Source organism: Azospirillum lipoferum, assembly GCF_024170005.1.
GTDB lineage: Bacteria > Pseudomonadota > Alphaproteobacteria > Azospirillales > Azospirillaceae > Azospirillum > Azospirillum lipoferum.
In genome coordinates this window covers 584,442-601,176 of record NZ_JALJXJ010000002.1, presented here as the reverse complement: position 1 = coordinate 601,176, position 16,735 = coordinate 584,442, and the positions used below count along the sequence as shown (strand labels likewise).

The 16,735-nt window shown below is 66.4% G+C and carries 18 protein-coding genes and 1 pseudogene; 15 read left to right on the top strand and 4 right to left on the bottom strand.

The window, feature by feature from the left end:
- The first annotated feature begins 31 nt into the window (after nucleotides 1-31).
- The 6 genes from proS (at nucleotide 32) to J2848_RS06690 (ending at nucleotide 5,457) form a co-directional block, all read left to right on the top strand.
- Nucleotides 32-1,345 (top strand): proline--tRNA ligase, encoded by a 1,314-nt coding sequence (gene proS / locus J2848_RS06715; RefSeq protein WP_149229900.1) that lies wholly within the window; start codon nucleotides 32-34, stop codon nucleotides 1,343-1,345.
- A gap of 299 nt (nucleotides 1,346-1,644) precedes the next feature.
- On the top strand, nucleotides 1,645-1,932 hold the full coding sequence (locus tag J2848_RS06710) for a hypothetical protein (protein WP_149229901.1): 288 nt from the start codon (nucleotides 1,645-1,647) through the stop codon (nucleotides 1,930-1,932).
- Nucleotides 1,933-1,978: 46 nt separating this feature from the next.
- Complete coding sequence (locus tag J2848_RS06705) at nucleotides 1,979-2,380, top strand: hypothetical protein (protein WP_149229902.1); 402 nt, start codon at nucleotides 1,979-1,981, stop codon at nucleotides 2,378-2,380.
- A gap of 129 nt (nucleotides 2,381-2,509) precedes the next feature.
- Nucleotides 2,510-3,757, top strand: a complete 1,248-nt coding sequence (locus tag J2848_RS06700; protein WP_149229903.1) for a lipoprotein-releasing ABC transporter permease subunit — start codon at nucleotides 2,510-2,512, stop codon at nucleotides 3,755-3,757.
- A complete protein-coding gene (locus tag J2848_RS06695) occupies nucleotides 3,750-4,490 on the top strand; it encodes an ABC transporter ATP-binding protein (protein ID WP_149229904.1) in 741 nt (246 codons plus the stop codon). Before J2848_RS06700 ends, J2848_RS06695 begins: the two co-directional genes overlap by 8 nt.
- A gap of 109 nt (nucleotides 4,491-4,599) precedes the next feature.
- The gene (locus J2848_RS06690; RefSeq protein WP_149229905.1) at nucleotides 4,600-5,457 is read left to right on the top strand and encodes a dienelactone hydrolase family protein; all 858 of its coding nucleotides are present in this window, start codon (nucleotides 4,600-4,602) and stop codon (nucleotides 5,455-5,457) included.
- Between the two features lie 5 nt (nucleotides 5,458-5,462).
- Here J2848_RS06690 and J2848_RS06685 read toward each other — a convergent pair whose 3' ends face one another.
- A complete protein-coding gene (locus J2848_RS06685; protein ID WP_149229906.1) occupies nucleotides 5,463-6,026 on the bottom strand; it encodes a cysteine hydrolase family protein in 564 nt (187 codons plus the stop codon).
- A gap of 109 nt (nucleotides 6,027-6,135) precedes the next feature.
- On the opposite strand from J2848_RS06685, the gene crcB reads away from it, so the two are divergent.
- Genes crcB through J2848_RS06665 form a run of 4 tightly spaced genes read left to right on the top strand, consistent with a single transcriptional unit; the run spans nucleotide 6,136 to nucleotide 8,986 of the window.
- A complete protein-coding gene (crcB, locus tag J2848_RS06680; protein ID WP_149229907.1) occupies nucleotides 6,136-6,537 on the top strand; it encodes a fluoride efflux transporter CrcB in 402 nt (133 codons plus the stop codon).
- On the top strand, nucleotides 6,537-7,601 hold the full coding sequence (locus J2848_RS06675; protein ID WP_149229908.1) for an RluA family pseudouridine synthase: 1,065 nt from the start codon (nucleotides 6,537-6,539) through the stop codon (nucleotides 7,599-7,601). Before crcB ends, J2848_RS06675 begins: the two co-directional genes overlap by 1 nt.
- Nucleotides 7,601-8,287, top strand: coding sequence for an HAD-IA family hydrolase (locus tag J2848_RS06670; RefSeq protein WP_149229909.1), 687 nt, complete (start codon nucleotides 7,601-7,603; stop codon nucleotides 8,285-8,287). The genes J2848_RS06675 and J2848_RS06670 overlap by 1 nt, the downstream gene beginning before the upstream one ends.
- A gap of 3 nt (nucleotides 8,288-8,290) precedes the next feature.
- Entirely contained in the window at nucleotides 8,291-8,986 is a 696-nt protein-coding gene (locus J2848_RS06665; protein ID WP_149229910.1) for an ATP12 family chaperone protein, read from the top strand.
- 43 nt (nucleotides 8,987-9,029) lie between these two features.
- Here the strand turns inward: J2848_RS06665 and J2848_RS06660 are convergent, their stop codons facing one another.
- Together J2848_RS06660 and ygfZ are read right to left on the bottom strand one after the other, a co-directional pair.
- Complete coding sequence (locus J2848_RS06660) at nucleotides 9,030-9,587, bottom strand: PRC-barrel domain-containing protein (protein ID WP_149229911.1); 558 nt, start codon at nucleotides 9,585-9,587, stop codon at nucleotides 9,030-9,032.
- 94 nt (nucleotides 9,588-9,681) lie between these two features.
- Nucleotides 9,682-10,596, bottom strand: a complete 915-nt coding sequence (gene ygfZ / locus J2848_RS06655) for a CAF17-like 4Fe-4S cluster assembly/insertion protein YgfZ (RefSeq protein ID WP_149229912.1) — start codon at nucleotides 10,594-10,596, stop codon at nucleotides 9,682-9,684.
- Between the two features lie 251 nt (nucleotides 10,597-10,847).
- Here ygfZ and J2848_RS06650 point away from each other — a divergent pair, with 251 nt between their 5' ends.
- The 5 genes and pseudogenes from J2848_RS06650 (at nucleotide 10,848) to J2848_RS06630 (ending at nucleotide 16,138) form a co-directional block, all read left to right on the top strand.
- Entirely contained in the window at nucleotides 10,848-12,425 is a 1,578-nt protein-coding gene (locus J2848_RS06650; RefSeq protein WP_149229913.1) for an ABC transporter ATP-binding protein, read from the top strand.
- Between the two features lie 27 nt (nucleotides 12,426-12,452).
- Nucleotides 12,453-13,529 (top strand): ABC transporter permease, encoded by a 1,077-nt coding sequence (locus J2848_RS06645; protein WP_149229914.1) that lies wholly within the window; start codon nucleotides 12,453-12,455, stop codon nucleotides 13,527-13,529.
- Nucleotides 13,526-14,455, top strand: coding sequence for an ABC transporter permease (locus J2848_RS06640; protein WP_149229915.1), 930 nt, complete (start codon nucleotides 13,526-13,528; stop codon nucleotides 14,453-14,455). The genes J2848_RS06645 and J2848_RS06640 overlap by 4 nt, the downstream gene beginning before the upstream one ends.
- A 78-nt stretch (nucleotides 14,456-14,533) precedes the next feature.
- Nucleotides 14,534-15,610, top strand: coding sequence for a BMP family ABC transporter substrate-binding protein (locus J2848_RS06635; RefSeq protein ID WP_149230435.1), 1,077 nt, complete (start codon nucleotides 14,534-14,536; stop codon nucleotides 15,608-15,610).
- A gap of 60 nt (nucleotides 15,611-15,670) precedes the next feature.
- Nucleotides 15,671-16,138, top strand: a pseudogene (locus J2848_RS06630) (DUF29 domain-containing protein).
- 20 nt (nucleotides 16,139-16,158) lie between these two features.
- Here J2848_RS06630 and J2848_RS06625 read toward each other — a convergent pair.
- Nucleotides 16,159-16,629, bottom strand: a complete 471-nt coding sequence (locus tag J2848_RS06625) for a hypothetical protein (protein WP_149229916.1) — start codon at nucleotides 16,627-16,629, stop codon at nucleotides 16,159-16,161.
- Nucleotides 16,630-16,735 lie beyond the last annotated feature (106 nt).

Genomic DNA, 16,735 nt, shown 5'->3' with positions numbered 1-16,735 from the left:
TGTCGAACACCTCGCACACGAGAGCAGAGCCATGCGGCTGTCCAGCTTCTTCATGCCGACCCTCAAGGAGACCCCGACCGAGGCGCAAATCGTCTCGCACCGCCTGATGCTGCGGGCCGGGATGATCCGCCAGACCAGTGCCGGCATCTATGCCTGGCTGCCGCTGGGCTATCGGGTTCTGCGCAAGATCGAGCAGATCGTCCGCGAGGAGCAGGACGCCGCTGGCGCGCAGGAACTGCTGATGCCGACCATCCAATCGGCCGACCTGTGGCGCGAGAGCGGCCGCTATGACGATTACGGCAAGGAGATGCTGCGCATCACCGACCGTCACGATCGCGAGATGCTGTTCGGCCCGACGAACGAGGAGATGATCACCGACATCTTCCGTTCCTTCGTCAAGAGCTACCGCCAGCTGCCGCTGAACCTCTACCATATCCAGTGGAAGTTCCGTGACGAGATCCGCCCACGCTTCGGCGTGATGCGCGGCCGCGAATTCCTGATGAAGGACGCCTATTCCTTCGACATTGATGCGGACAGCGCGCGCCGTTCCTACCAGAAGATGTTCCTGGCCTATCTCCGCACCTTCGCCCGCATCGGTCTGAAGGCGATTCCGATGCGTGCCGATACCGGCCCGATCGGCGGCGACCTGAGCCACGAGTTCATCATCCTGGCCGAGACCGGCGAGAGCGGCGTCTTCTGCCACAAGGACTGGATGGATCTGGATGTGCTGAAGGACGCCCCCGGCATGGAGGACGACCTGCAGCCCTTCTTCGACCGCGTCACCGCCATCTACGCGGCGACCGACGAGAAGCACGACCCGGCCAACAGCCCGGTTCCGGACGCCGATCTGGTGTCGGCGCGGGGCATCGAGGTCGGCCACATCTTCAACTTCGGCACCAAATACTCCAAGCCGATGAACGCCGTGGTCGCCGGTCCGAACGGCGAGGCGATCCCGGTCGAGATGGGCAGCTACGGCATCGGCGTGTCGCGCCTGATGGGTGCGATCATCGAGGCCAGCCACGACGACAACGGCATCATCTGGCCGGACGCCGTCGCCCCCTTCAATGTCGGCCTGATCAACCTGAAGTCCGGCGACGCCGAGACCGACCGCGTCTGCGCCGAACTGTATGCCAAGCTGGAGTCGGCCGGCCTGGAGGTCGCCTATGACGACCGCGACGAGCGACCCGGCGCCAAGTTCGCCGACATGGACCTGATCGGCGTGCCTTGGCAGCTGGTCGTCGGCCCGCGCGGGCTGAAGAACGGCGTTGTCGAGCTGAAGCGCCGTGCCACCGGCGAGAAGGAAGAGCTGCCGGTCGAGGCGGCGCTGGCGAAGCTGCTGGGCTGATATCGTCGCCACGTCGATTGAAAAAGCGCCGGCTCTGTCCGGCGCTTTTTCGTTGCGCGAGTCGCGGAGCACATGCGGGAAAACTTATGGCGTGGCGCGATGCCGTTCAGCCCCTTGTGGATGTCTGCGTTGGTGGGAATGATAACTAATGCTGTGATTCTATTGACTTTTGCAACTAATATTTGACCATGCCGAGGTTGAGGGAGAGGATCGGCTTCCAATCGTTTCTGTCCGCGCGGCTTTCCGAAAATGAGCAGATGGCAGAAGCGGGACCTGCAAATGCAACGGGAGATCGATCGATGACCTTTGCCTTTTCGCCGATTGAGAGCCAGCGCATCAGCCTGGCGCCCACCAGCACCGGGACCTTCGCGCTGCCGGCGGTTGGCCGCAATGTTCGGGTGGCCAATCTCGGACCGTCGGACGCCCGGATCAAGTTCACCGCGACCTTCACCTCGTCCGGTGTGAACACGCTGACCATCATGGCGCGTACCGTCGAGATTTTCGATCGCCAGACCAACGGTTTCATCACCGGTATCGGCGTAAACGGTGCGACGGTGCTGGACGTCACCACCGGTGAGGGCCAGTGACATGGCATTGCGAGCGGTCGCACCCGCCGTGGCGACACGATGGGGTATGTTCCGTCTTTCCGCCAACCAGACCGCCGGTCTGGCGATTAACAGTCCTATCCGGTTCGACATGGTTGCCGCCGGAAACCTGACGCTGGCAACCTATTCCATACAGTTGCCCGAAAATCGGACCTTCCGGCTGACGTCCGGCCTTTCCTTCAGCTTTTCCAGCAACAACGGTTCGGTGCAGACCTGCTGGTACGATGTGACCGCCGGTCAATATGTCGGTGTCACGTCGCAGCACATTCCGCCGACCAACACCACGCCATGGTCGCAGCAGCCGGTCGCACACGCGGTGATCGGCACCGCTGACGGGGCGCGGTCGGTTCAGCTCCGCATTTCCGCGGCAAGCAGCCCGAATGGCGTTTTTGCCGCGTGGTCCTTCGCAGAGGTAATCGAAATCGTCTGAAGGGCAAACCGACGGACGATGCCGGAAGGCAGCCTTTGCGTGGCCTTGCAAGGTGTCCTATCTTCCCGGTGGCGAACCCCAAGGTTCGCCACTTTTTTCGTCGTCTCCACCGGCAGGCCGGATTTCCTCATGATCTTCAACGCCTTCGAACGCATGGTCGCGATGCGTTACCTTCGGGCGCGCCGCCAGGAAGGATTCATCTCGGTCATCGCGGGGTTTTCGCTGCTGGGCATCGCACTCGGCGTGGCGACGCTCATCATTGTGATGGCGGTGATGAACGGCTTCCGGGCGGAACTGCTGGGCCGGGTGCTTGGCCTCAACGGCCATCTCAACGTCTACAGCTCGCGTGGCGGGCCACTGCCGGACTTCGACATCCTGGCCGGCAAGCTGCGCAATACGCCGGGCGTGGTCAACGTCACTCCGACGGTGGAGGGCCAAGCCTTGGTGTCGGTGCGCGGCGTCGCGTCGGGCGCCGTCATCCGTGGCGTGCGGGCGGAAGACTTCAAGGTGCGTCCGACGCTGGCCAGCAACATCGTCCGCGGCTCGGTCGACGAGTTCGGCGAGGATCGCGTCGCCATCGGCGTGCGCATGGCGCAGCGTCTGGGCCTGTCGGTCGGCGACCAGATCACGCTGATCGCGCCCCAGGGCAACGTCACCGCCTTCGGCACCGTGCCGCGGATGCGCAGCTATCCCATCGGCGCGATCTTCGATGTCGGCATGTTCGAATACGACAACAGCTTCATCTTCCTGCCGCTGGAGGAGGCACAGGCCTTCTTCCGCACCGGCGACGCCGTGACCTCGCTGGAGGTCTTCGTCAGCGATCCGATGCAGATCGGTGCAGCCCGCGCCGCCGTTCAATCGGCGGTGGCGGGAGAGGGCAGGGTGGTCGACTGGCAGCAGTCGAACGCCAGCTTCTTCACGGCCCTTCAGGTCGAACGCAACGTGATGTTCCTTATCCTGTCGCTGATCATCATGGTCGCAGCCTTCAACATCATCTCCAGCCTGATCATGCTGGTGAAGGACAAGGGGCGCGACATCGCGATCCTGCGCACCATGGGGGCAACCCGCGGCATGATCATGCGCATCTTCTTCCTGTCCGGCGCCAGCGTCGGCGTGACGGGGACGCTGCTGGGGCTGGCACTCGGCGTGTCCTTCGCGCTGAACATCGAGAGCATCCGGCAGGTCATCCAGGGGCTGACCGGCACCAACCTGTTCAATGCCGAGATCTATTTCCTGTCCCATCTGCCGGCCAAGATCGACTGGAGCGAGGTGGTACAGGTGACGTTGATGGCGCTTGGCCTGTCCTTCGCCGCCACCATCTACCCATCCTGGCGCGCCGCCCGGCTCGATCCGGTGGAGGCCCTGCGCTATGAGTGATGCCGTCATGCAGCCGATGCTGGAACTGAAGGGCATCGTCCGCCGCTTCGAACAGGCGGGCGAGACGCTCGAGGTGCTGCGTGGGGTCGACCTGACCGTCGGCGCCGGCGAACTGGTGGCGCTGGTCGGCCCGTCCGGTGCCGGCAAGTCGACGCTTCTGCACATCGCCGGCCTGCTGGAACGCCCCACCGGCGGCACGGTGCACATCGCGGGGGCCGACGTGTCCAACCTGGACGACGGCAAGCGGACCGAGGTTCGGCGCCGTTCCATCGGCTTCGTCTACCAGTTCCATCATCTGCTGCCGGAGTTTTCGGCGCGGGAGAACATCGTCCTGCCGCAGATGATCGCCGGCGTGTCGAAGCCGGTCGCCAGGCAGCGCGCCGACGAACTTCTGCGCATGGTCGGGCTGGAGCAGCGCGGCACCCATCGCCCCGCCCGCCTGTCCGGCGGCGAGCAGCAGCGCGTCGCCATCGCCCGCGCGCTCGCCAACGCCCCGTCGCTGCTGATCGCCGACGAGCCGACCGGCAACCTCGACCCGCATACGGCGGAGCATGTCTTCGCCATGCTGTCGGCCATCGTCCGGCAGGCCAAGGTCGGCGCGCTGGTGGCGACCCACAATCTCGACCTTGCCCGCCGCATGGACCGGGTGCTTGAGATGCGCGACGGTCATCTGGTGGAGTACCAGCCATCGGAACTGGTTCCGCTGACTGAGGTGGCGTCGGAAGCGTCATAGGCCGAAAGCGGAGCCTTCCCCCGGTTGCCAAGCCGGTGCGATGCCCCCACTCTCATGCGCGACCGCACCGGCTGAGCTGCGGCACGAGGCAAAACAGGGGGCATCGGGGATGGACCAGCGGATCATCGATCTCTACGACGAATACACCCATGCGCCGCTGCCGCGCCGGGTCTTCCTGGAGCGGCTGGCGGCGCTGGCCGGCAGTGCGGCGGCCATCCCCGCGATCCTGGCGGCGATCGAGCCGAACTATGCCCGCGCCGCCATCGTCGGCGAGGACGACACCCGTCTGGCGGCGGAGAAGGTCAGCTTCCAGGGCGCGACCGGCGATGTCGCCGGCTATCTCGCCCGGCCGAAGCTGGCCGACAAGGCCCCTGCGGTGATCGTCATCCACGAGAACCGTGGCCTGAACGCCTATGTCGAGGACGTCACCCGCCGGCTCGCCACCGAGGGCTTCGTCGCGCTGGCGCCCGACCTGCTGTCGCCGCTGGGCGGCACGCCGCAGGATCCCGACAAGGCCCGCGACATGATCGGCCAGCTCGATGCTGACAAGACGGTCAACAACCTCGTCGCGGCGATGAGCTACCTGATGGCCTACCGCTATTCCTCGGCGAAGGTCGGCACGGTCGGCTTCTGCTGGGGCGGCGGCATGGTCAACCGGCTGGCGATCAAGGCGCCTGACCTCAAGGCCGGTGTCGCCTTCTACGGCCCGACTCCCGACCCGGCACTGGTCACCACGGTCAAGTCGCCGCTGCTGCTGCATTATGCCGGGCTGGACCAGCGCATCAACGCCGGCATCCCCGCCTATGACGAGGCGCTGAAGAAGGCCGGCGTCGAACACCAGATCTATGTCTATGACGGCGTCAACCACGCCTTCCACAACGACACCTCGGCCGAGCGCTACAACAAGGACGCCGCCGATCTGGCCTGGAAGCGGACGGTCGAGTTCCTGAAGGCGAAGCTGGCGTAGGGCATTCACCTCAAGACATCCGCCGTGTCCACGACCGTCGCATATTCGCCGTCCATGTTGGCGAGGGACAGGTCGTGGACCTCGTCCGCCGTGCGCAGCCTGCCGGAGCGGTCGAGCCGGGCGAAGGTGAAGCAGGCGTCGGCGACCAGACGCACGTCGTAGCCGAGGTTGCCGGCCATCCGCACGGTGGCCTCGACACTGTTGTTGGTGATGACACCGGCAACCACCAGCGTGCCGACGCCGCGGCCGCTCAGCCATTCGTCGAGGCCGGTGCCGATGAAGGCGCTGTTCACCCGCTTGCCGATTACCATCTCGCCGGGAAGCGGCAGTGCCTCCTCCTTGAAGGCATGGCCGGGGCCGCCGGGGCGATAGGTCGAATCAGGCTCCACCGAATCGTGGCGGATGTGGACGATGGGCCGCCCCTCCCGCCGCCACGCGGCCAGGAGGGTGGCGACTTTCGCCTCGGCATCGGGGTTGTTGCGCGGGCCGATGCGGCTCCAGCGCGGGTCGTCGATGGCCTTCTGCAGGTCGACGATCAGCAGGGCGGTGTTGGCGGGCAGGGTTTCCATATCGATGATCCTGCCGCGATTGTCCATCGCGTGACAAGTCCGCCGGTTTCTGGCTCTAATCCGGCGCTCCACCCTCGTTTCCCGTTCCCAGCGCTCGTCCGGAGGCGTCGTGCTCGCATCCCCCCTGTCCTTATTGGCCGTCGCCGTTGGCGGTGCCGCCGGTTCGGTGGCGCGTTACCTGATGCTGATGGTGATTGCGCAGTCGGTCGGCACCCGTTTCCCGGCGGGCACGATCGTCGTCAACGTGATCGGCTGCACGGTGATGGGTGTGCTGTCGGAACTGGCGAGCCTGACATGGTCGCCGTCGCCGGAACTGCGCGCTTTCCTTCTGGTCGGCGTCCTGGGCGGCTTCACCACCTTCTCCTCCTTCACGCTGGACATCGGCGTCCTCGTCGCCCGTGACGAGATCGCTGCGGCGGCGGGATACTTCCTCGCCTCGACGCTGTTCAGCGTGGTGGGCTTCTTTGCCGGCCTGTGGGCCGTGCGTTCTCTTGTTTCGGTGTCCCTCTGATGACTGACTCTCCCAAGCCCACTGCCGATCACGCTGATACCGCGTCGACTGAAGCCAAGAGCGACAGCAAGGTCGAAACCCGCACCGTGACGGCCGACGAGGCCGACATGCGGCTAGACCGCTGGTTCAAGCGGCATTTCCCCGACGTGAACCACAGCTACCTGCAGAAGCTGCTGCGTACCGGCCAGGTCCGCATCGACGGCAAGCGGGCGGAGACGTCGTCGCGGCTGGCCGCCGGGCAGGGCGTGCGCATCCCGCCGCTGGCCGCCTGGGCCGCGCCGGTCAAGGGACCGAGTCAAGGGGCCGGCAAGCCCAAGGGCATGTCGGACAAGCAGATCGCCGAGTTGCAGGCGCTGGTGCTCTACCGCGACGCCGACGTGATCGCCATCAACAAGCCGGCCGGTCTAGCGGTGCAGGGCGGCACCGGCACCTCCAAGCATCTCGACGCCATGCTGGATGCCCTGCGCTTCGACGGCAAAGAACGGCCGAAGCTGGTTCACCGGCTGGACAAGGACACCTCGGGCGTCCTGCTGCTGGCCCGCACCACCTTCGCCGCCAGCAAGCTGACCGAGCTGTTCCGCGGCAGTGCCGTGCGGAAGATCTACTGGGCCGTCACCGTCGGCGTGCCGACGCCCTACCAGGGCAAGATCGACCTGGCGCTGGCCAAGGAAGGCGGCCCGCATGGCGAGCGGGTGGCGGAGAACAAGGAAGAGGGCAAGCGCGCCGTCACCGTCTATTCGGTGCAGGAGAATGTCGGCAAGCAGGCGGCCTTCGTCGCCATGTGGCCGCTGACCGGCCGTACCCACCAGTTGCGCGTCCATATGGCCGCCGTCGGCACGCCGATCCTGGGCGACGGCAAATATGCCGGTCAGGGCGCCTTCCTGGCCGGGGCCGAGGTGGCGAAGAAGCTGCACCTGCATGCACGCCGGCTGATCCTGCCGCACCCGCGCGGCGGCAAGACCATCGACGTGACGGCGCCGTTGCCCGACCACATGCAGGCGACCTGGAAGTATTTCGGCTTCAGCCCCAACCTGCGCGACGACCCGTTCGAGGATTTCGAGTGATGATCCCCCTGGGGAAATCGCCGCTGCGTCTCGCGCTGTTCGATTGCGACGGCACGCTGGTCGACAGCCAGTTCGCCATCATCGACGCCATGACCCGGGCCTGGGCCGAACATGGGCTGGGCGAACCCGATCCGGCGGATGTCCGCCGCATGGTCGGGCTGTCGCTGGTGGAGGCGGTGGCCCTGCTGCTGCCGCAGCGGGAGGCGGAACTGCATGTCGCGGTGGCGGAAAGTTACAAGCGCGCCTTCTCCAGCGCCCGCAGCCGCGGAGAGGTGGACGAGCCGCTCTTCCCGGGCATCCTCGACACGCTGGTGGCGCTGGAGGAGGCAGGCGTCCTGCTGGGTGTCGCCACCGGCAAGTCGCGGCGCGGATTGGACTCGGTGTTGAAGGGCCATGGACTGACCGGGCGCTTCGTCACCTTGCAGACGGCCGACGTCGGCCCCGGCAAGCCCAACCCGCACATGGTCCAACGTGCGCTGGCGGAGACCGGTGCCGAAGAGGCAGCGACGGTTGTGATCGGTGACACGACCTACGACATACAGATGGCCCGCAACGCGCGGGTGCGGTCTGTCGGTGTCTCCTGGGGCTATCATGCAGTGCCGGAGCTGGAGCGGGCCGGGGCCAACCGCATCGTCCACCGCGGGCGCGATGTCGCCACTGCGGTGCTGGAGCTTTTGGAAGGGTAAGCGATGAAGCGTTTCTACAAGGCGGCGGGCGTCGGCGAGACCGAAGGCGGCTTCCGGGTCGAGCTGGACGGCCGTCCGGTGCGCAGCCCGGCCAAGGCGCCGCTGGTCTTCCCCAGCTGGCCGCTGGCGCAGGGCGTGGCCGACGAATGGGCGGCGCAGGGCGACCAGATCGCCGCACATTCCATGCCGCTGATGCAACTGTCGAGCACCGCCGTCGACCTGATCCCGACCAAGCGGCCGGAGATCGTCGTTGCGATCAGTGCCTATGCCGAAACCGATCTGCTGTGCTACCGCGCCGAGCATCCCCAGCCGCTGGTGGAAAGGCAGGCCCAACTGTGGCAGCCTTTGCTGGATTGGGCGGCTCTGACCTACGACGCACCGCTGCATGTCTGCGCCGGCCTGATGCCGAAGCCGCAGCCCGAGGAGGCGCTGGCCGCCCTGCGCCGGGTGGTGGAGCGGACGGACGACTGGACTCTGTCGGCGCTCCAGACCGCCACCGGCGTCTGCGGGTCGATCATCGTCGCGCTGGCTCTGCTGGAAGGCCGGCTCAGCGCCGAAGAGGCCTTCGAGGTCTCGCAGCTGGACGAGACCTACCAGATCGAACAGTGGGGTGAAGACGCCGAGGCCACGAAGCGCCGCGCGAACGTGCGCGCCGAGATCGTGGCCTGCCGGCGGTTCGTGGATTTGCTGCGGGGATGAAAGGCGGGGGCGTCATGCCCCCACCTCAAGCCGCAATCGGCCCTTACTTCGTCGTGCTGCTGCCCGTGGTCGGGGCGGCGCCCGGAGCGACCGTTTCCTTCTCCGCCGGCTTCCGGGTCTTGTTCAGCGACGTCATCGTGTCGTCGTACTTGAAGTCCGGCATCGCCTTGACGTCGTCACGGCTCATGCCGGCGAGGTTCAGGCGGTTGTTCTGCGAATCCCAGTTGGCGGCGCTGTAATCGACCGCGACCTGCTTCTCGCCGATGCCGAGGAAGCCGCCGGAGCTGATGACCAGCTGCTTGGCCTGACCATTGGCGTCGAGGATCACGTCGTCGACCTCGCCAATCTTGTTGTTGTCGCGGCCGTAGACGTTCTTGCCGATCAGTTCGTCGGCGCTGGCGAGCTGGCCGCCCAAGCCGCTCATGCCGCCCGACTTCGTCGTGCCGGAGGTGGCAGAGGTGGAGCTGTCCGGCGAGGCCGTGTTCGACATGCTGGAGGTGGAAGAGGACGGGTTGCCCACGGTCGGCGAGGTGGTCTGCGCGACGGCGGCACCGGAGAGCAAAGCCAGCGTGGCGGCGGTGACGATCAGAGTGCGACGCATGGGGTGGCTCCTTTTGCGTTGTGTCTGAAGACAGCAGAACAACAGGAGCGCAGCCCGTTTGATCACTCCTTCCGGGAATTCTTTCGGTGTGGGGCTAACCCTTCGTGGTACGGTCCCACCCCGGTTCGCTCGGCGTCAGTACGGCGGACCCTGCCTGGAAGGTCAGCCCGGTCTCGGCGGCACGCTGCACGTCCTCCAACCGCAACAGGGCGATTGCGGCGCCATCGCGGCCGCTGCGCACCTCGCCGGCCTCTCTGCCGTCCAGCGTGACCGGGGTGCCGGATTCCGGTGCCGGCCCGTCGATGGTGACCGGGAACAGCTTCTTCTTGATGAGGGCGCGGTATTTGGTGCGGGCGGTCAGCTCCTGTCCCATGTAGCAGCCCTTGTCCCAGGAGATGGCGTTCAGCGCGTCCATCCGGCTTTCCAGCGGGATCGACTTTTCCGGGATGAGGTCCAGCGTGCCGTCCGGGATGCCGAGCGACAGGCGCAGCCTGTCGTACTCCGCGACATCTCGCAGTGCCAACCCTGCCGCTTCCAGCGCCGCGACCCCGTCCGCCGGCAGGAACAGGCGGGCACCCAGCGCCGGCAGCCGCGGGTCGGTGAAGGCGATGCCGCCGCCGAAGGGCCGTGCCGCGCCCGGCTCGGCCGGCAATCCCAACGCCTCCAGCGCGCCGTCACCGAAGGTGACGGCTACACGCAGCTGCTCCGCCCGGTCCTCCAGGGCGATTTTGGAGCGCAGCTTGTACATCTTCAGCCGGCGCAGCAGGTCGGCGCGGCGGTCCGTTTCCGGGTCCAGAAGCAGCGCGGCGTCCTCGCCGCTGCCCGACTCGACGAGCGTGAAGTCGTGCAGGAACTTGCCCTGCGGGGTCAGGAACAGGGCATAGGCGGCATGGTCCGGCGTGACCCGCAGCACGTCGTTGGACACCAGCCCTTGCAGGAAGGCCTTGCGGTCATCGCCCGAAACCGCCACCACGCTCCGCTGGTCCAGCACCGCGTAACCCGCCGACATCCTTGCCTCCACATCATCCGATCGACTGAAGTGTTGGGCCGAACGGCTCCTCTGGCAAGTGTCTACCGCACTGCGAAAGGCTGGGTTGCCGGAAGCGACTGTGGCATGATGACCAAAGCGGCAGATGCATCCCCGTTGGGCAGAGGATCGATTGTTGACGCCCGGTGGTGCCGCCGGATTACTCTGTTCGTAGCGGTGGCATGGCTTTGGCAATGCCATGCAGGTTTGACCTTTTCCCGGATTGCTCCTCCTTGCCTTCGCACGCCGAGACCTTTCCCCCAGTCGCTCTGCCGCCCCGCCTGGAGCTGCGCGGCATCACCAAGCGTTTCCCCGGCTGTCTGGCCAACGACCATGTCGACCTCGTCCTGCAACCGGGCGAGATCCATGCGCTGCTGGGGGAGAACGGGGCCGGCAAGTCCACCCTGGTCAAGATGATCTACGGGGTGCTGCACCCCGATTCCGGCACGATGCTGTGGCAGGGGGCGGAGACGACGGTGCCCGACCCGGCCGGCGCGCGCCGGCTCGGCATCGGCATGGTGTTCCAGCATTTCTCGCTGTTCGACACGCTGACGGTGACGGAGAACATCGCGCTCGGCCTCGACAATGCCGGGCCGATGGATCAACTCGCCGGCCGCATCCGCGAAGTGTCGGAACGCTACGGGCTGGCGCTCGATCCCGGCCGCCATGTCTTCCACCTGTCGGTGGGCGAGCGGCAGCGGGTGGAGATCGTGCGCTGCCTGTTGCAGGACCCGAAGCTGCTGATCATGGACGAGCCGACCTCCGTCCTGACGCCGCAGGAGGCGGCCAAGCTGTTCGAGACGTTGCGCGTCCTGGCGGCGGAGGGCTGCACGATCCTCTACATCTCGCACAAGCTGGAGGAAATCCGCGCGCTATGCAGCCGCGCCACCGTGCTGCGCGCCGGCAAGGTGGTGGGGGCCACCGACCCGCGGCAGGAGACCGCGCGCAGCCTCGCCGAGATGATGATGGGGGCGGAGCTGTCCACTCCCGAACGGCCGCCGCAGGGTGCCGCCGGGGCGGCGCGCCTGACGGTGCGCCACCTGTCCACCACCTCCGACAACCCTTTCGCCACCAACCTGAAGGACGTCAACTTCGAGGTGCGGGCCGGCGAGATCCTCGGCATCGCCGGTGTCGCCGGCAACGGCCAGGCAGAACTGATGGCGGCGCTGAGCGGCGAGGCGCTGCTGGCTGATACCGGCGCCGTGGTGATCGAGGGCAGGTCGGCCGGACATCTCGGACCGCGGGCCCGCCGCGCGCTCGGCCTTGCCTTCGTGCCGGAGGAGCGGCTGGGCCGCGGTGCGGTGCCGGAACTCAGCCTGTCGGAGAATGCGCTGCTGTCCGGCTATGCCCGCAAGCCGCTGGTGCGCGGCGGCATGGTCCATTTCGCCCGCGCCCGGGCCTATGCCGAAACGATCATCCGCGGCTTCAACGTCGTCGCCCATGGACACCGGGCGGAGGCGCGGTCGCTGTCAGGCGGCAACCTTCAGAAATTCATCATCGGCCGCGAAATCCTGCAGAAACCGAAGCTTCTGGTCGTCGGCCAACCCACCTGGGGCGTCGATGCAGGCGCCGCTGCGGCGATTCATAAGGCGCTGATCGATCTGGCGCGCTCGGGCGCCGCGGTGCTGGTCATCAGCCAGGATCTGGACGAGCTGTTTGTGCTGAGCGACCGGATTTCCGTGCTGTTCCACGGCCGCCTGTCCGACAGCCGGCCGACGCATGAGACGACGGTGGAACGCATCGGCCTGCTGATGGGCGGCCTGTTCGGCACGCCGCCGGACGAAGACGGGGAGATCACGCGTGCGGTCTGATGTGTATGTGAGCACCGGAGACGCCGCATGAGCTTCATCCGTCTTGAGCCGCGCGGGCAGGCGTCGAAGACCATGGTCTATGCCACGCCGCTGCTGGCGGTGGCGTTGACCCTGCTCAGCGGCTTCATCCTGTTCCTGGCGATGGGCTTCGACCCGCTGAAGGCGCTCTATTCCTTCTTTGTCGCGCCGGTGACGTCGGTCCGCGGATTGGGCGAACTGGTAGTGAAGGCGACGCCGCTGGTGCTGTGCGCCGTTGGGCTCGCCATCGGTTTCCGCGCCAATGTCTGGAACATCGGTGCCGAAGGGCAGCTGACACTGGGCGCCATCACCGGCGGCGGGCTGGCGCTGGCCTTCTATGGCGAGGGCGGCTGGTGGCTGCTGCCGCTGATGGTGATCGGCGGTGCGATCGGCGGGGCGGTGTGGGCGGCGGTGCCGGCCTATCTGCGGCTGCGCTTCAACGCCAGCGAGATCCTGACCAGCCTGATGCTGAACTATGTCGCGCTTCTGCTGCTGAACTATCTGGTGCATGGCCCCTATCGCGATCCCGACGGCTTCGCCTTCCCCGAATCGCGGCTGTTCGAGGCCGATGCCGTGCTGCCGATCCTGTGGAGCGGGACCCGCGTCCATCTCGGCGCGCTGTTCGCCCTGGCAGCGGTGGCCGGCGGCTGGCTGCTGATCGCGCGGACCTTCATCGGTTTCCAGATCAAGGTGATCGGCCTGACACCGGCTGCCGCCGGTTATGCCGGCTTCGACCAGAAGCGCATCGTCTGGCTGACGCTGCTGCTGTCGGGCGCCCTGGCGGGCATCGCCGGCATGGGCGAGATCGCCGGACCAATCGGGCAGGTCACCGCAAGCATCTCGCCCGGCTACGGCTATACCGCGATCATCGTCGCCTTTCTGGGCCGGCTGCACCCGGTGGGTATCCTGCTGGCGGCCCTGCTGATGGCGCTGTCCTTCATCGGCGGCGAGGCGGCGCAGATCGCCATGGGTCTGCCCAAGGCCATCACCGGAGTGTTCCAGGGCATGCTTCTGTTCTTCCTGTTGGCGAGCGACGTGCTGATCCGCTACCGGGTCCGCTTCGGTGTGCGGAGGGCCGCGGCATGAATGACCTTGCCCTGATCGGCCCGATCCTGGCCGCCATGTTCGCGGCGGCGACGCCGTTGCTGTTCGCCGCACTCGGCGAACTGGTGGTGGAGAAGTCAGGCGTCCTCAACCTGGGTGTCGAGGGCATGATGCTGGTGGGGGCCGTCTGCGGCTTCGCCGTGACGGTGCAGACCGGCAGCGCCGTCACCGGCTTCCTCGCCGCAGCGTTCGCCGGTGCCGCCACCTCTTCGCTGTTCGCCGTGCTGACCCTGTTCCTGCTGGCCAACCAGGTGGCGACCGGCCTTGCGCTGACCCTGTTCGGTGTCGGCCTGTCGGCGCTGATCGGCCAGGGCTTCGTCGGCATCCCGCTGGAGGGACTGCCCAAGCTGTACGTCCCCGGCCTGACCGACCTGCCGGTGGTGGGGCAGGCGCTGTTCGGCCAGGACATCATGGTCTATCTGGCGGTGGCCGCGGTGCCGCTGGTCCATCTGTTCCTCTACCGTACCCGCGCCGGCCTCGTCCTGCGCGCGGTGGGGGAGAACCACACGGCCGCCCACGCGCTGGGCTACAAGGTTCTGCGCATCCGCTTCCTCGCCGTGCTGTTCGGCGGGGCCATGGCCGGGCTGGGAGGCGCCTTCCTGTCGATGGACTACACGCCGATGTGGGCGGAAAACATGACGTCGGGCCGCGGCTGGATCGCGCTGGCGCTGGTGGTCTTCGCCACCTGGAAGCCGGTCCGAGCCATGCTGGGCGCCTGGCTGTTCGGCGGTGTCACCATCCTTCAGCTGCATGTCCAGGGGCTGGGCATCGACGTGCCGTCGCAGCTCTTGTCGATGCTGCCGTATCTGGCTACCGTTCTGGTCCTGGTGCTGATTTCGCGGGACGTCGCCCGCATCCGCCTGAACGCGCCGGCCTGTCTGGGAAAACTGTTTCATCCCGATGCTTGACGCGTCGTTTTGAAAACGAAACAAAGCCCATATCTCACGACATCAAGAACAAGGAGCGTCGACGTGAACAGAAGGACGATGGGCAAGACGGTGCTGGGTCTGGCCGGCGCCGCGATCGCGCTGAGTGTGGGCATGGGCTCCGCCTTTGCGCAGGAGAAACTGAAGGTCGGCTTCGTCTATGTCGGCCCGGTCAGCGACCACGGCTACAGCTATCAGCACGACCAGGGCCGTCTGGCCGTGGAGAAGGCGCTGGGCGACAAGGTCACCACCACCTTCGTCGAGAATGTGCCGGAAGGCGCGGATGCCGAGCGCGTGATCGAGCAACTGGCCGCCAGCGGCCACAAGCTGATCTTCACCACCTCCTTCGGCTTCATGAACCCGACGCTGAAGGTGGCCAAGCGCCATCCCGACGTGAAATTCGAGCACGCCACCGGCTACAAGCGCGCCGAGAATGTCGCGACCTATTCGGGCCGCTTCTATGAGGGCCGCACGGTCGTTGGTGCCATCGCCGGCAAGATGACCAAGTCGAACATCATCGGCTACATCGGTTCCTACCCGATTCCCGAGGTGGTCGGCGGCATCAACGCCTTCACCATCGCGCTGCGCGAGCAGAATCCGAAGGCGGAGGTCCGCGTGGTCTGGGTCAACAGCTGGTACGACCCCGGCAAGGAAGCCGAGGCGGCCAAGGCGCTGATCGACCAGGGTGCGGACGTGATCGTCCAGCACACCGACAGCCCGGCCCCGATCCAGACCGCACAGGAACGTGGCCTGTGGTCGGTCGGTCAGTCGTCCGACATGACCCGTTTCGGTCCGAAGTCGCACCTGACCGCGATCGTCGAGGACTGGAACGGCTATTACGTCAACCGGGTGAAAGCGGTTCTGGACGGCACATGGAAGCCGATCGACACCTGGGGCGGCATCAGCACCGGCATGGTCGAGCTGGCCCCCTACAACCCGGCCATTCCGGCCGACGTCGTGAAGCTTGCCGACCAGATCAAGGCCGACATCGTGTCGGGCAAGCGCCACTCCTTCCAGGGCCCGGTCAAGGACCAGTCCGGCAAGGTCGTGATCCCGGAAGGCAAGACCGCCACCGACGAGCAGATCCTGAAGATGGACTGGTACGTCGAAGGCGTGCAGGGCAAGGTTCCGAAGTAAGCACTGTGCGGCGCGGTGGACCGGGGGTGAGAGCCTCCGGCCCGTCCGTGCCGGCCGGCGATGTGGGCTGATGTGGGGAGGTGGACGATGGACGGAAGCAGCCTCTACGACAGCGATTTCTACGCCTGGGCGAACGAACAGGCCGCCATTCTTCGGGCCGGCAAACTCGACGCGGCGGATATCGAACACATCGCCGAGGAGATCGAGAGCATGGGCAAGACCGAGTAGCGGGAACTGGTCGGCCGGCTGCGCGTGCTCCTGCACCATCTGCTGAAATGGGAGCATCAGCCGGCCCGCCGCGGCAACTCTTGGCGTCTTTCGGTCGCCAACAGCCGCGATGAAATCGAAACGCACCTGCGTGACAATCCAAGCCTGAAGTCGAAGCTGGGCGAATCGATGGCCGACGCTTACCGGCTGGCGCGGCGCGATGCCGCTGCCGAAACGGGAATCGACGAGGCGGCGTTCCCCGTCCAGTGTCCGTGGAGCTTCGCCGAGATCATGGACGAGGGATTCTGGCCGGAAGGCTAGAAGAATTCCGGCCGCCCGCCTTACAGATACTCGCCCAGCAGCCGCAGGAACGGACGCGCTTCCTGAAGGACCAGGATGGTCTGGTGGAACAGGTCCTCGGGCGAGGCGTGGTGTTCCAGCCGGATTTCCGAGAACAGGATGATCTTCTGTCCGCCCTGGACGATGAAGCGGACATGCGGCAGCCCCTCGATCCCGCGCAGGACGGCCAGCAGGGCGCGTCGGCGTTCCGGGGCCTGGGCGGTGTAGGGCACATGGCCGACGTCGGCCCAAATCTGGCAGATCGACCCGCCGCCTTCCTCGTCGCTTTCATGCCGCACCGCGACGTTGAAGGGCAGGCCGTCGGCCATGAAGGTCAGCTTGCAGGGGCGGGGCGGCTTGGCGATGCCGAGAACGCCTTCCGGCGTCACTTCGATCGAGCCGGGGTTGATCGGCAGGGCGCCGTCCGGCACTTCGGCCAGCGATTGAATGGTCTTCAGATCGGGAACGGACAAGGCGGCACGCTCGGCTTCTGGGGCGACGGAGACGACAGCATGGGCCCCGGCCGCTAAAATTCTGTAAAGGCATGCAACGCACAGCTAGAATGGCTGTTCGCTGTGG